This window comes from Kordiimonas aestuarii (genome assembly GCF_025574465.1).
GTDB lineage: Bacteria > Pseudomonadota > Alphaproteobacteria > Sphingomonadales > Kordiimonadaceae > Kordiimonas > Kordiimonas aestuarii.
The window spans coordinates 73,811-89,597 of record NZ_JAOBPP010000012.1 but is presented as its reverse complement, the minus strand read 5'-3'; the positions used below and the strand labels follow the sequence as shown (position 1 = coordinate 89,597).

At 56.1% G+C, this 15,787-nt stretch carries 13 protein-coding genes; 4 read left to right on the top strand and 9 right to left on the bottom strand.

The window, feature by feature from the left end:
- Positions 1 to 60: 60 nt before the first annotated feature.
- Positions 61 to 783, bottom strand: a complete 723-nt coding sequence (locus OEU85_RS02760) for a sterol desaturase family protein (protein WP_262689909.1) — start codon at positions 781 to 783, stop codon at positions 61 to 63.
- A gap of 246 nt (positions 784 to 1,029) precedes the next feature.
- Between OEU85_RS02760 and OEU85_RS02755 the strand changes: the two genes are divergently transcribed.
- On the top strand, positions 1,030 to 1,650 hold the full coding sequence (locus OEU85_RS02755) for a TetR/AcrR family transcriptional regulator (protein ID WP_262689908.1): 621 nt from the start codon (positions 1,030 to 1,032) through the stop codon (positions 1,648 to 1,650).
- Positions 1,651 to 1,708: 58 nt separating this feature from the next.
- Here OEU85_RS02755 and OEU85_RS02750 read toward each other — a convergent pair whose 3' ends face one another.
- Entirely contained in the window at positions 1,709 to 2,185 is a 477-nt protein-coding gene (locus OEU85_RS02750) for an Lrp/AsnC family transcriptional regulator (RefSeq protein WP_262689907.1), read from the bottom strand.
- Between the two features lie 150 nt (positions 2,186 to 2,335).
- On the opposite strand from OEU85_RS02750, the gene OEU85_RS02745 reads away from it, so the two are divergent.
- Entirely contained in the window at positions 2,336 to 2,617 is a 282-nt protein-coding gene (locus OEU85_RS02745; RefSeq protein WP_262689906.1) for a hypothetical protein, read from the top strand.
- Positions 2,618 to 2,685: 68 nt separating this feature from the next.
- Here OEU85_RS02745 and OEU85_RS02740 read toward each other — a convergent pair whose 3' ends face one another.
- Both OEU85_RS02740 and OEU85_RS02735 read right to left on the bottom strand, forming a co-directional pair.
- Entirely contained in the window at positions 2,686 to 5,796 is a 3,111-nt protein-coding gene (locus OEU85_RS02740; RefSeq protein ID WP_262689905.1) for an autotransporter family protein, read from the bottom strand.
- A gap of 304 nt (positions 5,797 to 6,100) precedes the next feature.
- Positions 6,101 to 7,267, bottom strand: a complete 1,167-nt coding sequence (locus tag OEU85_RS02735; protein WP_262689904.1) for an acyltransferase family protein — start codon at positions 7,265 to 7,267, stop codon at positions 6,101 to 6,103.
- Between the two features lie 227 nt (positions 7,268 to 7,494).
- On the opposite strand from OEU85_RS02735, the gene OEU85_RS02730 reads away from it, so the two are divergent.
- Positions 7,495 to 8,325, top strand: a complete 831-nt coding sequence (locus tag OEU85_RS02730) for a LytR/AlgR family response regulator transcription factor (RefSeq protein WP_262689903.1) — start codon at positions 7,495 to 7,497, stop codon at positions 8,323 to 8,325.
- 1 nt (position 8,326) lies between these two features.
- Here the strand turns inward: OEU85_RS02730 and OEU85_RS02725 are convergent, their stop codons facing one another.
- Complete coding sequence (locus OEU85_RS02725; RefSeq protein WP_262689902.1) at positions 8,327 to 8,806, bottom strand: S26 family signal peptidase; 480 nt, start codon at positions 8,804 to 8,806, stop codon at positions 8,327 to 8,329.
- A 188-nt stretch (positions 8,807 to 8,994) separates the two neighbouring features.
- Between OEU85_RS02725 and OEU85_RS02720 the strand changes: the two genes are divergently transcribed.
- Entirely contained in the window at positions 8,995 to 9,525 is a 531-nt protein-coding gene (locus tag OEU85_RS02720; RefSeq protein WP_262689901.1) for a hypothetical protein, read from the top strand.
- Positions 9,526 to 9,532: 7 nt separating this feature from the next.
- Here the strand turns inward: OEU85_RS02720 and OEU85_RS02715 are convergent, their stop codons facing one another.
- The 4 genes from OEU85_RS02715 to OEU85_RS02700 all read right to left on the bottom strand — a co-directional run bounded on the left by OEU85_RS02715 (position 9,533) and on the right by OEU85_RS02700 (position 15,759).
- Positions 9,533 to 10,633: a permease gene (locus OEU85_RS02715; RefSeq protein ID WP_262689900.1), complete on the bottom strand. Its 1,101-nt coding sequence runs from the start codon at positions 10,631 to 10,633 to the stop codon at positions 9,533 to 9,535.
- The gene (locus OEU85_RS02710; protein ID WP_262689899.1) at positions 10,630 to 11,049 is read right to left on the bottom strand and encodes a heavy metal-responsive transcriptional regulator; all 420 of its coding nucleotides are present in this window, start codon (positions 11,047 to 11,049) and stop codon (positions 10,630 to 10,632) included. Before OEU85_RS02710 ends, OEU85_RS02715 begins: the two co-directional genes overlap by 4 nt.
- A 100-nt stretch (positions 11,050 to 11,149) precedes the next feature.
- Positions 11,150 to 14,254, bottom strand: a complete 3,105-nt coding sequence (locus OEU85_RS02705) for an efflux RND transporter permease subunit (protein WP_262689898.1) — start codon at positions 14,252 to 14,254, stop codon at positions 11,150 to 11,152.
- Positions 14,251 to 15,759 carry an efflux RND transporter periplasmic adaptor subunit gene (locus OEU85_RS02700; RefSeq protein WP_262689897.1) on the bottom strand — a complete coding sequence of 503 codons (1,509 nt, stop codon included), beginning with the start codon at positions 15,757 to 15,759 and terminating at the stop codon, positions 14,251 to 14,253. Before OEU85_RS02700 ends, OEU85_RS02705 begins: the two co-directional genes overlap by 4 nt.
- Positions 15,760 to 15,787 lie beyond the last annotated feature (28 nt).

The window sequence follows — 15,787 nt, the reverse complement described above, 5'->3', positions numbered from 1 at the left end:
TGAGGTTGAGAAGAAATAAAGGGCCCGCCCCCCGCCAGAAAGGCGGGCCCTTCCTATTGCTCAGGCGACCTTGCGCCAGAACAAAAGCTTAGAAATCCTGAGTGAACTTCCAGCGAAGAAACCCGCATCGTTCTGCCATGACTTCGGATTCACGAAGGTACCAAAGAGAATGTCAAAGAGCGGGATATCGCCATAATTGTTGGCGTGGTGGCCGCGTTGATGATGCACGGAATGACTTTCCGGCCGAGTGACGACATAGCCCAGCCAATGCGGTGTTTTAATGTTACTATGCTGAAACATGCCGCAAAAAGCCGCCACAGTGTTCACGATCGCCGCCGCACCGCCATCAAGGCCAAACACACCAACCAGCATCACGCTACCGAGGAAAGTCCAGCCAATCATGTCAAACGGGTGAAAATAGAAGGCACCATAGATGTCCACACGTTCGGCCGCGTGGTGCATCTGGTGCATGGCGCGCCACAGTGGCTCGACCGAGTGCATGGTACGGTGCCAGACATAGATACCAAACTGCAGGACAAGGAAGCCAACTGGTATGGTAATCCAGTAAGAAAGGCCGGATGCATCAAATAGGGTATATTCGCCAAGCCAGGTGTCCCACAAGATAGGGGTGTAGCCCGCGAGCAGATAATAAACCACAAGGCTCACGACCCCCGTGATACGCCAACCGCGCACGTAGGGGAAACGGCGTGCGGGCAACAGAAAATCCAACACGCAAAAGCCAGCAAACATGCCAATAAATATCCAGTCAAACAGCCCCAGCATCGAGCCACTCCTTCCAACTTCATACAACGCTACGCCATTTACATCGGCGCTCTTTATCGCCATCATGCAATCGATGGCACCGGGGGCATATTGAGGCGACGGCTCATGTGCATCTAGTGAACTCATGGTCCAGTAGTTGGATTTTTTAATTTTACTCGCTGCTTCAATGGGTTAGCCACATTCGAAGACAACGAAACGGGTGAAACCCCTCAGTTTTCAACGAAAAACTGTACCAAAGGTACGAAAATGGAAGACCGGATCAGCAAAGGCGAACTCACGCGCACCCGCATTCTCGACCTTGCAGAAGAAGCGGTATTGCAAAAAGGCTTTGCAGCAACCTCGCTTGATGAACTGATCTCAGCGGCAGGCATTACCAAAAGTGGTTTCTTTTATCACTTCAAGGACAAGTCCGAACTCGCGAAACATATGTTTGTTCGGTACATGGAACGGGAAGACGAGATTTTTGCCGACCTTGAAGCCCGCGCGGATGCCCTGAGCGACGACCCCCTGCACAGCACGCTGATTTTGCTTAAAATGCTGGCAGACATGTTAGCTGATCTGCCGGAGACCCACCCGGGCTGCCTTGTAGCCTCCTACTGCTACCAGCATCAGCTGTTTAATGATGAAATTCGGCGCCTGAACGAAGACAGCGTGCTGACATGGCGGGCATTTTTCCTGCGCCGGCTTGAACGCATCGCCGAAGTATACCCCAACCCGGAGGTAAACCTGCGGGCCATGGCGGACCTCGCGCTCACCTTCATCGAAGGCGGTATCATCCTCTCCAAAACGCTCAGGCAGAAGGAATTATTGCCCGAGCTGCTTCTGATGTACCGGGATTATGTGCGCCGCGTCTTCAGCCCCGTCTAGTCAGTGGGCCAGTCTGGTCAGTGAGTTAGTCTTGTCGGCGGATAGAAAATCCTGAGCATCAGGCCTGCGGGCTGATATTCAACCGCGTGGTGTCCTTAACGGCAGTCAGCGCTATCGACGAATTGATTTCCCGCACGCCGTCAATTTGCGAAAGCTGATTCCAGAAAAATTCCTCATAGGCCTGAATGTTCGCCACCCGCACCTTCAGGATGAAGTCAATATCCCCCATCAATGTATGACACTCTATCACCTCAGGGAAATTCCGCACTTTCTCAATAAAATTCGGCAAATTGTCCCTGCTATGCGCCTGCATTTTTACCTGGGCAAACACCAGCACGCCAAGGCCTGCTTTTTCTGCATCCAGCAAAATGGTGTGTTTTTTGATTACCCCGGCCTCTTCAAGCTTTTGAATACGGCGCCAGACAGCCGACCGGCTGGAAGCCACTTTTTCCGCCAGGTCAACGAGAGGAATCCTTGCATCCTCTTGCATCAAATTCAGGATGCGCGCATCCAGATCATCAAGTTTTTCGGCCATTTTTTCATTTTACCAACTTAAAATGAGAAATTTTCTCATATGTTACTATACCACCGCGATCTTAGGAACCCTTTCCCAACGTCCGCGGTCTAATTTCTCCAGACTGCAACCAGGCTGCTATTGTAGCCGTTCACAGATGGAGACCTAACCATGGTTTTGAGAGGAAATACCCGAACCCGATTTTCCGTTATGGCGGAACTTGATCCCAATACCTTGTCGCGTGTATTGGAGCTTTTCACCATTCGCGGCCTGACCTGCGATACTCTCGCGGCACGGCGCACGGAAGAAGGCTTCCAGTGGATCGAACTTGATTGTTCCGACCTTGACGACCAGAGCGCCAGCGTTCTCCTCAACAAAATCCGTCAGATTGTCACCGTCAAAAGCGCCAGAATTGAGACGCTCGTTCTTCGCTTTGCAAACCTAGCGGCCTGAAGCACATGATTTCATCCATTAGACGGCGGTGTGGCCAAATCTGACCACACCGCTTTTCTTATTCCCCCTTAGAATTCCATCTTGAAATTGAAGCCGCCAAAGTGCGCGTGCCAATCTTCCCGCTTTTCATAGGTATATCTGAGACTTGCGGCACCAAACCCGCTGAAGATATTCAGGTTCGCCCCCATCTCATAGCTGGTGTCGGCGATCGCGTCGTTTGTCAGCTCAAAGAACTCCGTGCCACCCGTGAAACGGGCGCTTGTGATGAAGCGCTGCGTACCGCCAAGGCGTTTGCGGTAGCCTGCAAACACTTCGGGGCGAATGTAGACGGCGTTCTCAGCCTCGCCTTTCCAACGAAAATCGTGGCCAATAGCGACACTGCCGACACCGTCGAACCGGTCAAAGGTACGGCCTTCGATAACGAGGGCGGCACCATCACCACCTTCTTCGGTATAACCACCTTCTTTCGCGCGGGTGTAGCTCACACCCACTTTGGGGCGGATATGCAGCCCACCGAGCTTCAGGTCATAGCCGACGTGAGCATCCGCGGCACCCGTCCAGCCGTTTGACGTGCTCTCGATCGACTTGCTGAGCGCCCCGATGTTCAGCCCCCGGCTGCGGGTAACGCTGTTGTACCAGAAGGAAGCCGAACCACTGATGAAGGCGGCGCCATTACTGGCGATCATGTAGCTTGAGACGTAAGGCGTGAACAGGGAGACATCGTCGCCGTTTTCACCTGGCCGGTCAGAGCCCTGAAGCATGAAGCCCGTGCTGATCCCCCACAGCACATTCTCAGACAGGTTCTTGTCAAAACCGATCATGATACCCGCCCCGAGATAATCAGTGCCGGACGCCGAATCAGCAATATCGGAAGAACCAAAACCAACAACCTCCCGGGCCCAGAAACCGCCCGACAACCGCCGTCGTGCCGTTGTCTCGATCAACCGGTCACCCAGCGTTGCCTCAAGCTGCCTCACGCCGCTATAGGTCATCTGGAACATCGCGTTTGTTGTATCCGGCAACAGCATTTCCATCGCTGTTGCCACTTCCTCTTTACTTTCGAGAGTTGCGAGCGCGCTTCCCAGGTCGTCGGTTGGGTCAATACCGTCAAACAGGCCCTCGTAGATCGTTGCTTTGTTGCCCGCAAGTGAGAGTTCGTCTGCGGTTTTGGGGCGCACCGTCAGGACAATCTGGTCTCCGGCCTCGTTCAAAGCGAGCGAGGCATCGATCATGAACGACTTGTTGTCAAGGATCGGTGTATCCAGCCCACCGCCCAGCGTGAGAGAGCCTGCATTTAATAGTTCGTAGCTTTCTTCCTCGGTCACAAAGGTCTGGAACACGGGTGTGATGGCGACATCCTCGCCTATCACCACAGAGCCAGTGGCGTTAAAAATGCCTGCCTTGCCCTGAACCGGGTCAATCGAAAAATAGAGGGTGGCGTCGCCGGACAGATTAGCCGTGGTTACGTTGAATTGGTCATTGACCCCCAGTATCAGGTCCGCACCAGAAAGCGCGAGGTCAAGTGTCCCCTGATGGCTCACACCACCGGAAAAGATTGCATCGCTCTCAATAATCAATCGGTCATTGCCTGCGCCGAAGACTATATCACCCGCCAGTTCGCCGTCAGCCAGCGTGACGGTATCGCTGCCAGCACCCAGCCAGACATCGCCGGTAATTGTGCCCTCGTTGAGTAGTTTGACACCGCTGGTGTTTGCACGAACATCAATCGCGACCGCATCACCCGTAGTGTTATTGGTGCCGCGCGCAGCAATCCATGTGCCTGCGTTCGAGATATTGTTAACTGTGCCGGACAGGTCAACCAGCCCAAAGCTGTCTTTGCCCGCACCCGCAGCGGAGGTATAGATAGTCCCGGCATTGCGGAATTTCGTGACCGCGGATTCTGCGTCGATCAGCACAGCCGTCGCATTACCGCCTTCGCTATAGGTCACGGTACCGTCTGTGGCGGTTTCCTGCGTCAGGCTTGAGGTCGCCTCCAATGTTCCCCGGTTCAGGATGGTCCGCGCTTCTGTGCGCGCACCCAGTTCAATGCCAATTGCGTCAGCGTCCAGCGTGGCAACATCCACCCGCCCTTTATCAATGTGGAGGCCACCGGAAAGGCGTGTCCAGGCATCGCCTTCACCACCAAGTATCTTGATGCCCCAAGCGTCCAGCCCTGCAGATGACCCCGTAACCGCCATGGAGCCTTTCTGCACAACGGCATAATCCAGGCCGTCAACCTGACCGATAACAAGATCACTGCCGTCTTCCTTGAGGTTTTCAATCAATAATGCCGGTGCGCCGCCAAACGATGTAATGGCAGACGTCGGTACATCTTCATCGTCATCCGGGTTGTCGTTGACACCAACACCGCCAAACAGCACCCCGCCGGAAATATCGTTGGTCAGATGAAGGCCGGCTTTCGCGGGTTTGGCGGCAACAATATCACCATCGGCATCCGTCGTCTGCGCCACGCCGACATTGATGCCTCCCTGATGCACAAAGGCCCCGTCAATCGCACCGCTTTGCAAAACACCGATGCCGTCCCTGAACCGCGACAAAATAGCGCCATCAACCGTGACATCGCCTGTCACGTCACCTGCGATATGCAGGCCAATGCTTCCCGCGCCGCTCATGGTGATCCCGCCATCGAAATTCAGGTCGCCCTCTAGGTTGCTGCCGATATAAATCCCTTTGGAGCCGCCACCGCCAACAGTGATAACGCTGTCTTCTGATAGGTTGATATCACCTGCAAAAACGCCGGTGCCAAACAGGCCAAAGCCAACATTTTCTGAGGCTGTGCCGGATGGGCTTGGCCCCGGCACATTAATGGTGCCTTCGATATCAATCCCGGCTGTCAGGCGCAGGTCATCCCCCGTATCGACCTTCAGCCCGATGCCTGAAAGGTCGCTGTTGGCAACGAGTTCCCCCTGCATAAGCAAGGTGTGATTCCCGTCGAGCGTGAGAGCCGCCCCGTTGGCCACCGTAATGGAACCATCCGCAGTAATCGTCAGCTTCCCTGTGCTGCCAAGAAAACTGCTTGTCGTCACTGTTGTGGTCTGGTCGGTATCAATCGTTTTGTCGTCCGCGAACGCCTGCGATGCAAGCGGCGGAATCATGGAGCCGGTGAAGGCGAGAAGGCAAAAGGCGGGCAGATGGCGAAAACTATTAGAAAAAGACATGCTTAGCTCCCAAGCAACAATAGGTCCGATTGATACGGGGAGCGTGGCGTTTTCCTTTGGTTTGAGGCCGAAAATCAGGCCCCGCACCGCAGATAATATGTGCATCCGCACCTCCTTCCTGCTTTCAGCGAACGGGAGATCCGGAATGCTTAGCCATAGCACCCCCAAATCGTGCAATGGCTCTCGACTAAGGTAAAATAGCTGAACGCAACCTGAACGAGCCGCCAAACTTTCGTTCAGACAGGGCTTAGGAAAAGAAAATGCGAGCTACGGTGATAGCTCGCATTTGGTATTTCATGCTTCGTTATGCCGTTTTATTAGCAAGTGATACCGCGCCGGCCCTGTCAGATTTCAACCCGAAGAGCGGGCGTAAGATGGCCACGCGACGGATGGCATATTCGTGCAGAACTGCGCAACAACCCGCTGTTCCCAACATCACCATCAAGAATTCCGGCACAGCGCCAATCAAATAGGGCGCCAGCGCGACACCAATCAGGATGATCACTGTCTGATGCAAAATATAATATGGGAACACCGCTTCGGTTAAATAGCTAAGCGCAGGGCTTGGCCGGTTGAGGTATTTTTCCGCCACCCCAAAAAGTGCCGCTATCACCCACCACATGTAAGCCACGCGTGCCGCCCGTGCGATTTGCATCTGTGCACTATCAACCACAAGGGCATCCCAGTTAAGCCAAACCGGCGTCAGTACGCCCCCGGTGAGAACAGCCGCACCCAAGGCCAGCTTCCAGTGTTTGCCGATACCAGCCCAGAAATGCCCACTTTTCGCACATAGAAGACCGAGGAGAAACCAACTGCCATAGCGAATATGCCCGCCAGGGTCATTCATGAAGTCATGGGTTTCCGGGTACTGCATGTCCACCGTAAAGCGGTAGAAAATGAACGGCAGTACTGGCAACACGACAATGAGGGGAGATGCCAGTACGCGGCTGATAGAGGTCGGCATCCTCACCCGCCGCATGACAGCCAGAAGTGGAATGGCAAGCATGGTGTAGATCAGCACATACATCACATACCACAGATGGTTATAGGTCGGGGTAGCCACCTCCCAGTGCCGGCCAAAATCGACATACAGTTTGTAAAAACTCCAGTACCCCGGTTCGATCACTCCGCCATGCAACAGCTCAAAATAGGTTTGCGGCGGCACAATGAAAAAGGAGCCGAAAAGAAGTGGAATCATCAACCGCTTGAACCTTGACCAGGCAAATCCTCCCGCCGCCACCTTGTCTGCCGCATACCGCACTGCAATGCCCGAGATCACAAAAAGAAGGGGCAATCGCCAGGGATTGAGCAGCATCATGAAGGGCTCAAGAAATGTGCTTTCATATGGGCTTTTGACGTGCCAGCCCCATGTCACGTAATACATACCTACATGATAAAAAATTAGCAGGCCGAAGGCGATCACACGCAACCAGTCAAGGTCGTACCTGCGTGATGTGAATGATGTGTTCATTGTTATTTCCTCGCTACGTCTCTCGGGTGTTTCCAAAGACCTAGCGACACAAGGCCCAAACGACGAGCCCCCATGACACCGGCGGCGGCTGGGTGTGACAAGCGGTAGCCTATCCGCCCCACATCAGGGGCAAGTGGCAGCAGAAATGACACAAGCGGCGGCAAAGCCGGGACAAGTGTCGGGACTTTTTTATTCCGGCATTTCATCGGCCTGAGTATAGTGGCGCCATGACGAGAGCCAAGACAATCATCAACACCATTATGCCGGCACGTGAAGAGCGGCTATATTTCCTTCTGCTGGTTATTATCACGGCCGCGATCGCCGTTGTGAACGCCATCACCGCTGTTGTCGATGCCGAGCGCGCGGGCGTGGCAATCGACACCCGCCTGCCCTGGCTGTATGAGACCTCAAGCGCGGTAGCGCTATTGTCGCTGTACCCTTTTTTACTGCTGGCCGTCCGGCACATGCCAGTCACAGTAGATAACTGGAAGACGCACCTGCCGCTGTATTTTGCCTTCAGCGCCCTGTTCTCAGCCGCGCATATTGCTGGCATGGTCGCCATCAGGAAGGTGTTTTTCTGGCTTTATTTCGAAGGGCCTTACATTTTTTTCGAGGATGTCATCCGCGAAAGCGCCTATGAATACCGCAAGGACCTTGTCACCTTCGGCATGGTCGTGGCCTTGAGCCATATTGCGCTGGCCAAACTCAAACCGGCGGACAGCAACACGCCAAAACGGCTGGCTCTGAAAAGCGGCAGTCAGACCATCCTTTTAAACCCGGAAGCCTTCCGCTTCGCCAAGGCTGCCGGTAACTATGTCGAAATATCGGTAACAGGCGGCGAAACCCATCTGGTACGCCTCACTCTGGCGGCACTTGAGAAAACATTGAGCGACGCCGGCGTGCGCGCAGTTCGCATCCACCGGTCCTATGTTATCGCCACACAGCATGTGGCGGAAGTAACACCAAAGGGCGATGGTGACGCGGCGTTGAAACTTTCAGACGGCCTGGTCCTGCCCGTTAGCAGACGTTACAGGAAACAGCTGACGGGAGCGCTCTAGCTTATTCCCGCGCCCGGCCCTCGCCGCGCAGCACGACCCCCAGCATGACGTCTTTGTCAATGGGGCCGATGCGTCCGCTGTCCAGGCTGCCGGGGTGGCCAAGCACGAGATAACCGTCGAGTGTGCCCTCGTATTTCTTCAGTTTCTTTTTGAAAAAGCGATTGACCATATAGGGCCTGTCAAACGACGTCAGCGCGTGTTCCCCGTTCACATAGAGGCCACCACGGTCGTCGACATGAAAGCTATCCCCCGGCATACCCCATACTTGTTTGATCACAAGGTTTTGGCTTTCATCGTCAGTAAAAATGACAAAATCCATCCGGCGCGGTTCAAAACAAGCGATGGGCAGTACGTGCACGGTTTGGCCTGGCATCAACTGGCCTTCAAGCGATTTGCCGACGATTTCCTTTTCAATCGGGTCGCACTTGCTTTCTGTTTCGCTGGCCAAAAGCATCAGCGCTGCCATTAGTTCCGTTATCATTTGCTCGCCTGTTTAACTGGGTGTGTTGTTATATTAATCCTTGAACGCTTTTTGAAAACCGCCAAACTACACTCGGCATTCACGAAGCGGCGGGCAGCATGCGGACTATCAGACAAGTTTTAACGTCTATACTTATAGGTTTCATGGCAACAACTGTCATTTCAGCCCAAGAGGCGGAAAGGCAGGAGGTGGAGAAACAGGACAGCCTCTCGCTGGACGTGCTTCCCCACTATGATGTGCCGCATGATCTTTTCCAGCCGGAACCAAAAGACTTCGCCAAGCTGAGAGTATTCACGCTTGACCAGTGGACGCGCATCCGGCTGACCAACCACCCCTTGTATCACTATGTACTCGCCGCCGCCAAATTTCGTGCCTATTACACCTATTGCAAACGCAATGACCTGAATGTGGATATGGTGCCCATCAGCAAGCTGAGCATCATGAACCTGATCGAGATCATCAGCGCCCAATATGAAGAACCTGAATGGGCCAAGTTTATTGGCATGACGGATGACCAGACACGGCAGTATCTGGCAGACCTAGCGCACGACGTTTATGCGTTCGAATTTGCCGCTGCCCTGTCTGAGCAAAATGAAGAACGGGTGAAGATGGAAGCAACCACACAGCAATATTGCCTGCTGGTGGAGAAGAAGAACTTTGATGAATATATCGGCCTTCTGGCAACCGCCAAACGGCAGTTGCCTGCCGATAAGCGATAATCTCCCGTCAGGCTCCCATATTCAGGAAATAGGCAACCACCAACACCTGTGGCACGGTGATGACCGGTAGCAGCAGCGCATTAAGCCAACGCCCGGTGGCAGACTTCAGTACCATGATCTCGGTATAGTCGGTCGCCACCCCTGTCATCAGGAAGGCGAAGCTGTTGCCCGGCGCATTCGCGCGGGTGATAAGGTCAGCCGCCAAAGGCGTTGAACCTTCCGAACATACCTCGATGATCGTGGCGGCACCAATGGTCGCCAGCAGGCCGAGGAAGGTGGGGCCAAAATAGTCGCTGAACATGTCCCCGGTCATGAAGGCACGCACCACAACCGCGAGCACGATACCAAACAGGATCCAGCGCAGCACCATGCGGCTTTCGCTCACACCTTTCTTTGCCACATCAGCAAAGAAAGCACCGTCCCAACGCACGGACTTGAGGCCAGCCTTTGCTTCCGTCCAGAAGTGGAAACCCTCCGGCAGGTCGGCCTTGTTCGGGTTACCTACAATAACGCCCTTGCGTTCCAGCATATCAAACACGACGCCTGCGATAAGCGCGATCACCATGGAGAAGGCGATGAAAGCAATCGTCCACTTGAGGCCAATGAGCGCCACCAGCACGAGGGTAAGGGAAAAGCTGTTCCAGGGGCTTGCCACAAGGAAAGCGACGACCTGGCCATAGGACGCGCCCCGCTCATAAAGCTTCGCGCCCACCATCAGGATACCGTGGTTACAAAGGTCCAGCAGAACGCCTGCCAAGACCGCGCGTACGAGGCCGGTGAACGTACCCCCCTGCCCCATGACCGACAGCACAAATTCGCGCGGCACTTTGGAGAGAAAACCAACCATCACAAGGCCGATGAGCACACCCCACCACATGCGGGAGGCAAGGTCATATACGCCTTCCGCATAGGTATTCAGAAAGCCGGGAAGCTCCGTCGGCAGAAGCGCCAGCCCGAAGCCGATGGCAACAAGGACCGCACTGCCCCACAAAAGCCAGTCGACCTTCTCCTTAGGCGGGCAACAACTTTCGGCCACTTCATTGTTGTGATGACGGGCCTGGGATTCGGGATTGTGGCAACAGCTTGAGCTATGGTCGTGGGTACTCATGCGTCGAACCCAGCCTTGCCATACAGGTGGTTGATGATGCTGCATTCGGTGATCGGGTGTTCATCCGCCGGGCAGTAGCGCGACAGGCGGTCCAGGCTCTCGCGCATTCTGGTCAAGCGCTCGATCTTCTCATCAATTTCCGTCAGCTTGGCGGCAGCGCGGGCGTTTACGTCTGCACAGTCGGCCCCGGGGTCGTCGGTCAACGCAAACAGTTCGCTGATCTCGCTGAGCGTGAAGCCAAGCGCCTGCGCCTCCTTTATGAACTTCAGCCGCTTGGCTGCGTCGCTGCTGTAGACGCGGTAACCAGACGGCAACCGCTCCGGCGCGGGCAGGAAACCATTACGCTCATAATAGCGAATGGTCTCGGTGCCCACGCCAGTGGCTTTACTCAGTTTGCCAATTGTCATGGCTTTCATGGTTATGCTCCTCATCTGTCGCCTCGGGCCGGAAAACATCCGGTCATTGGCCTGATTCGCATTCATCCTACACCTTGTAGGTAACTACAGGGTCAAGAGGTTATTTTCTAGCTCGCGCCTGCCGCCACAGGTAAAAGATCACCGGGATAGCGATGAGCGACAGGAGGGTCGCTGTCACCATGCCGCCTACCATGGGAGCCGCGATACGCTGCATGACTTCTGACCCGGTGCCTTCACCACGCATGATAGGCACAAGGCCCGCAATCACGGTAATCACCGTCATGAGGATGGGGCGCAGGCGCAAGAGCGCGCCGTCCATCACCATGGCCTTGATGTCATACTCGTCACCATACTTGGCCTTATAGTGTTTCTCACTACCATGCAGGAACACGAGCATCACCACAGCCGTCTCGACCGCCACACCGGCAAGCGCAATCAGCCCCACCACCACAGCAACAGACAGGTTGAAGCCCATCAGGTGCAGGAACCAGAAACTGCCGGTCAGTGCCAAGGGCAGCGACAGCATCACAATGGCCACATCGCCCAGATGGCGGAACACCATGAAGAGCAGCAGGGCTATGACCGCCAAGGTGATTGGCACAATCACCTGCAGGCGTTCGGTCGCGCGTTCGATAAACTCATACTGGCCGGACCAGTGCAACGTATAGCCCGTGGGCAGATCAAGCCCCTCGTCCACCACCGCTTTGGCGCGTTTCACATAGCCGCCCACATCGGGGTCGGTGATATCGATATAGACCCAGCCGCCGGGACGGGCGTTTTCGCTCCTGATCATGCCGGGGCCGTCTTCGACGCGGATTGTAGCCAGCGCGCCCAAGGGCACATGCGCGCCGGACTTGGTCACCACCGGCAGCCGTTCAAGCACCGCTGGCGTCATACGGTCGGATTGCGGGAAACGCATGTTGATGGGGTAACGCTCCAGCCCTTCGGTGCTGGTGCCGATGTTGGCACCACCGATGCCAAAACGCACCACATCCTGCACGTCCGCGACCGACATGCCGTAACGCGCGGCCTCTTCCCGCTTCACGTCTAGGTCAAGGTAACGGCCACCCACCACCCGTTCCGCGTAAACTGATGCCGTGCCTTCAAGCGGTGTCAGCAGGGCTTCAAGTTCGCCGCCGATTTTGCCAATGACCTCAAGGTCCGCACCCGCGATCTTGATGCCGATCGGTGTTTTGATACCCGTCGCCAGCATATCGATGCGATTCTTGATCGGCATCACCCACAGGTTCGTCAGCCCCGGCATCTGCACGGTTGCGTTCAGCTCAGCCTTGATGTCAGCCAAGGTCACACCCTCGCGCCACTCGGCCTGCGGCTTCAGTTGCACCACGGTTTCAATCATCGTGAGCGGCGCAGGGTCGGTGGCTGAACCCGCACGCCCCACCTTACCGTGCACGGTTTTCACTTCCGGCACGGTCATGATCATCTTGTTGGTCTGCTGCAATATCTCCCGCGCCTTGCCAACAGACACACCCGGGAAAGCAGACGGCATGAACAGCAGGTCACCTTCATTCAGGTCCGGCATGAACTCGCTACCGAGTTTAGACAGCGGCACAACGCCAGACACCGCTGCCGCAAGCGCCAACATCAGGATGGTTTTCGGGAAGCGTAACGAGAGGCGCAATACCGGGCGGTAAAGCGCCAGCATGAGGCGGTTGATGGGGTTCGCTGTCTCCGGCCGCATACGGCCACGAATGAGGTAACCCATCAGCACTGGCACAAGCGTGACGGACAGGATCGCCGCGCCCGCCATTGCATATGTTTTGGTGAAGGCAAGCGGGGCAAACATACGCCCTTCCTGCGCTTCAAGCGCGAACACTGGTACAAAGCTGACGGTGATGATGAGGAGGGAGAAGAAAAGCGCAGGCCCCACTTCGGTGCACACGTCGGTCACGATCTGCCAACGGTTTTCCTTGGTGATGGCTTCTTCCTCAAGCCTGCGGTGCAGGGCTTCCACCATCACAATGGCCGCGTCCACCATCGCGCCAATGGCAATGGCGATACCACCGAGCGACATGATATCCGCATTGATGCCCTGCGTGCGCATGACAAGGAATGCCGCCAGAACCCCCAAGGGAAGCGTGAGGATAATGATAAAGGCCGAGCGGATGTGCAGCAGGAACAGGGCACACGCCAGTGCCACGACGATAAATTCCTCGGTCAGCTTTTCCTTGAGGTTATCGGTCGCGCGCAGGATGAGGCCGGAGCGGTCATAGGTCTCGACAATCTCAACCCCTTCCGGCAGGCCGGCCTTGAGCGCCGTGAGTTTCTCTTTCACCCGCTCAATGGTGCCGAGCGCATTTTCACCCATGCGCATGATGATGACACCGCCCACCACTTCGCCTTCGCCGTTCAACTCGCCCACGCCGCGGCGCATCTCAGGCCCGAAGGCGATAGTGGCGATGTCCCGAAGCATCAGCGGTGTACCGTTTGAAAGCCGCCCGACAGGGATGGCCTCAAGGTCACCAAGGCTTTTCACATAACCACGCGCGCGGATCATATATTCCGCTTCCGCCATCTCAATCACCGAACCACCAACTTCGGCGTTACCCGCCATGATGGCTTGCCGGACGCTTGCGAGCGTGAGGCCATAAGCGCGCATCTGGTCGGGGTCCAAGGTCACCTGATACTGCCGCACCATGCCGCCAATTGTCGCCACTTCCGCGACACCAGGCACCGACTGCAACTCAAACTTCAAAAACCAGTTTTGCAGGCTTGTGAGGTCGGCGGTGTCGTGCGCGCCCGTGCGGTCCACCAGTGCATACTGGTACACCCAGCCAATGCCCGTGGCATCCGGCCCAAGCGAGGGCTGCACGCCGGATGGCAGGCTGGCTGATACCTGATTGAGGTATTCCAGCACCCTTGAGCGTGCCCAGTAAAGGTCCGTACCTTCTTCGAACAGCACATAAACGTAACTGTCGCCAAAAAAGGAATAGCCGCGCACCGTGGTTGCCATCGGCACCGCCATCAGGGCTGTGGTCAACGGATAAGTGACCTGATCCTCCACCACCCGTGGCGCTTGGCCGGGGTAAGATGTTTTCACAATCACCTGCACGTCAGAGAGGTCAGGGATGGCATCAAGCGGTGTGTTCTTGACCGCGACAAAACCAAGCCCGGTCAAAAGCGCCGCAAACGCCAGCACCAGAAACCGGTTGCCAAGCGACCAGCGAATAAGCCCGGCAATCATTCCCCATTCTCCAGCACCTCAACGGAGGTGATAGTGAAGCGCATGCCGTCGCGGCTGACAGTGAAGCGGATACGCGCGCCTTCAAGGCCACCCGTAAGCACCACGTCCTCACTCACCGGGAAGTCCATCGTCATGCCCATCATGCCGAAGTTTTCCATCGGCCCATGGCTGATGTTCAGCTTGCGGGCTTCCATGTCCACCGCGTTCACGGTGCCTTCCACCGTGTCGGTATCGGCGTCGCCCATATCCATAGACATATCCATGTCGCCCGCGGCCTCATCTTCGCCCAGCATGCGCATTTTGGCACCCTGGAAGCTGGTCTCGGAATCGATCATGAACTGGCCGCGCACCACAACCGCCTCGCCCTCCTGCACACCGTCCGTGATCACGGTACGCCCGCCCACTTCCGCGCCCAGCGCAACCTCGGTGGGGCGGAAACGACCCTCGCTCTCCGCCACCAGCACATGGGCACCGTGGCCCAGCCGGATAACGGCACTGGTGGGCACCGTCAGCGCATCTTCAATCGGCGCACGGGCAATATTGACGCGTGCATACATACCGTTCAGGAACGCCTCATCAGGGTTCGCGACAACAATACGCACCCGGCTGGTGCGGGTCATGGTATCAAGTGTGGGGTAGATATAATCAATCTTGGCGCTCACGCTCTCGCCGTCGCCCATTGGGGTGATGGTGACCTCAGCACCTTTTTTTACAAGCGGCGTATCAGCCTCGAACACGTTGGCGATCAGCCACATGGGGTCAAGCTCCGTGATGCTCATGGCTGGCACACCCACATTGATGCGGTCGCCGTCGCCAATATTCATCTGGTGGATCACACCGGCGCGCGGCGCACGGATCGTCAGCAGCGGCTTGAGCGACGTGCGGCCCTTGAGCGCGCTGATATCTCCGTCCGTCAGGCCAAGGCCGCGCAGGCGTTCGACCGCGCCTTCAAGATACTGTTTCTGCCCGGTTTCCATCGCCTGTATATAATCCGCCTGTGCCGCCAGAAGTTCGGGCGCATAGACGTCAAAGAGCGGCTGGCCTTCACTGACCGGTTCGCCCACCGCACGCACATACAGTTTCTCCACCCAACCGGCGGCGCGCACATGCACATGTTCCATACGCCGCTCGTCATAGGTGAACTGGCCAATGGTCGAAATCTCGGGGGTCAGGGTTTCGCGCATGACAGGCGCGGTTTTCACCCCAATGCTGGCGGCAAGACGGGGGTCAATTTCCACACCGTCATAACCGCTTTGTTCCTCGCCCTTGTAAACCGGAATAAGGTCCATCCCCATGGGGGATTTGCCGGGGCCATCGCGCCGGTAGCTCGGGTCCATTGGCGCGACCCAGTAGAGGATTTCTTTCTCCGACGTGGCGGTATCCGCGCGCTCGGAAGCCGCGCCATTATCCGTCAGCACACCATCAAGCGCGCCGCTCATATAAAGCGCACCAACACCAACAATGGTGAGAATTGCCCCGGTTGCGAGGCCTTGCATGAATTTCATTTTGTATCACCTAACCGTCTTGAACCAA

What these genes read in the sequence shown, in the direction of transcription:
- OEU85_RS02760 (WP_262689909.1), bottom strand. Translation starts at nt 783, where the DNA reads ATGCTGGGGCTGTTTGACTGGATATTTATTGGCATGTTTGCTGGCTTT.
- OEU85_RS02755 (WP_262689908.1), top strand. Translation starts at nt 1,030, where the DNA reads ATGGAAGACCGGATCAGCAAAGGCGAACTCACGCGCACCCGCATTCTC.
- OEU85_RS02750 (WP_262689907.1), bottom strand. Translation starts at nt 2,185, where the DNA reads ATGGCCGAAAAACTTGATGATCTGGATGCGCGCATCCTGAATTTGATG.
- OEU85_RS02745 (WP_262689906.1), top strand. Translation starts at nt 2,336, where the DNA reads ATGGTTTTGAGAGGAAATACCCGAACCCGATTTTCCGTTATGGCGGAA.
- OEU85_RS02740 (WP_262689905.1), bottom strand. Translation starts at nt 5,796, where the DNA reads ATGTCTTTTTCTAATAGTTTTCGCCATCTGCCCGCCTTTTGCCTTCTC.
- OEU85_RS02735 (WP_262689904.1), bottom strand. Translation starts at nt 7,267, where the DNA reads ATGAACACATCATTCACATCACGCAGGTACGACCTTGACTGGTTGCGT.
- OEU85_RS02730 (WP_262689903.1), top strand. Translation starts at nt 7,495, where the DNA reads ATGACGAGAGCCAAGACAATCATCAACACCATTATGCCGGCACGTGAA.
- OEU85_RS02725 (WP_262689902.1), bottom strand. Translation starts at nt 8,806, where the DNA reads ATGATAACGGAACTAATGGCAGCGCTGATGCTTTTGGCCAGCGAAACA.
- OEU85_RS02715 (WP_262689900.1), bottom strand. Translation starts at nt 10,633, where the DNA reads ATGAGTACCCACGACCATAGCTCAAGCTGTTGCCACAATCCCGAATCC.
- OEU85_RS02710 (WP_262689899.1), bottom strand. Translation starts at nt 11,049, where the DNA reads ATGAAAGCCATGACAATTGGCAAACTGAGTAAAGCCACTGGCGTGGGC.
- OEU85_RS02705 (WP_262689898.1), bottom strand. Translation starts at nt 14,254, where the DNA reads ATGATTGCCGGGCTTATTCGCTGGTCGCTTGGCAACCGGTTTCTGGTG.
- OEU85_RS02700 (WP_262689897.1), bottom strand. Translation starts at nt 15,759, where the DNA reads ATGAAATTCATGCAAGGCCTCGCAACCGGGGCAATTCTCACCATTGTT.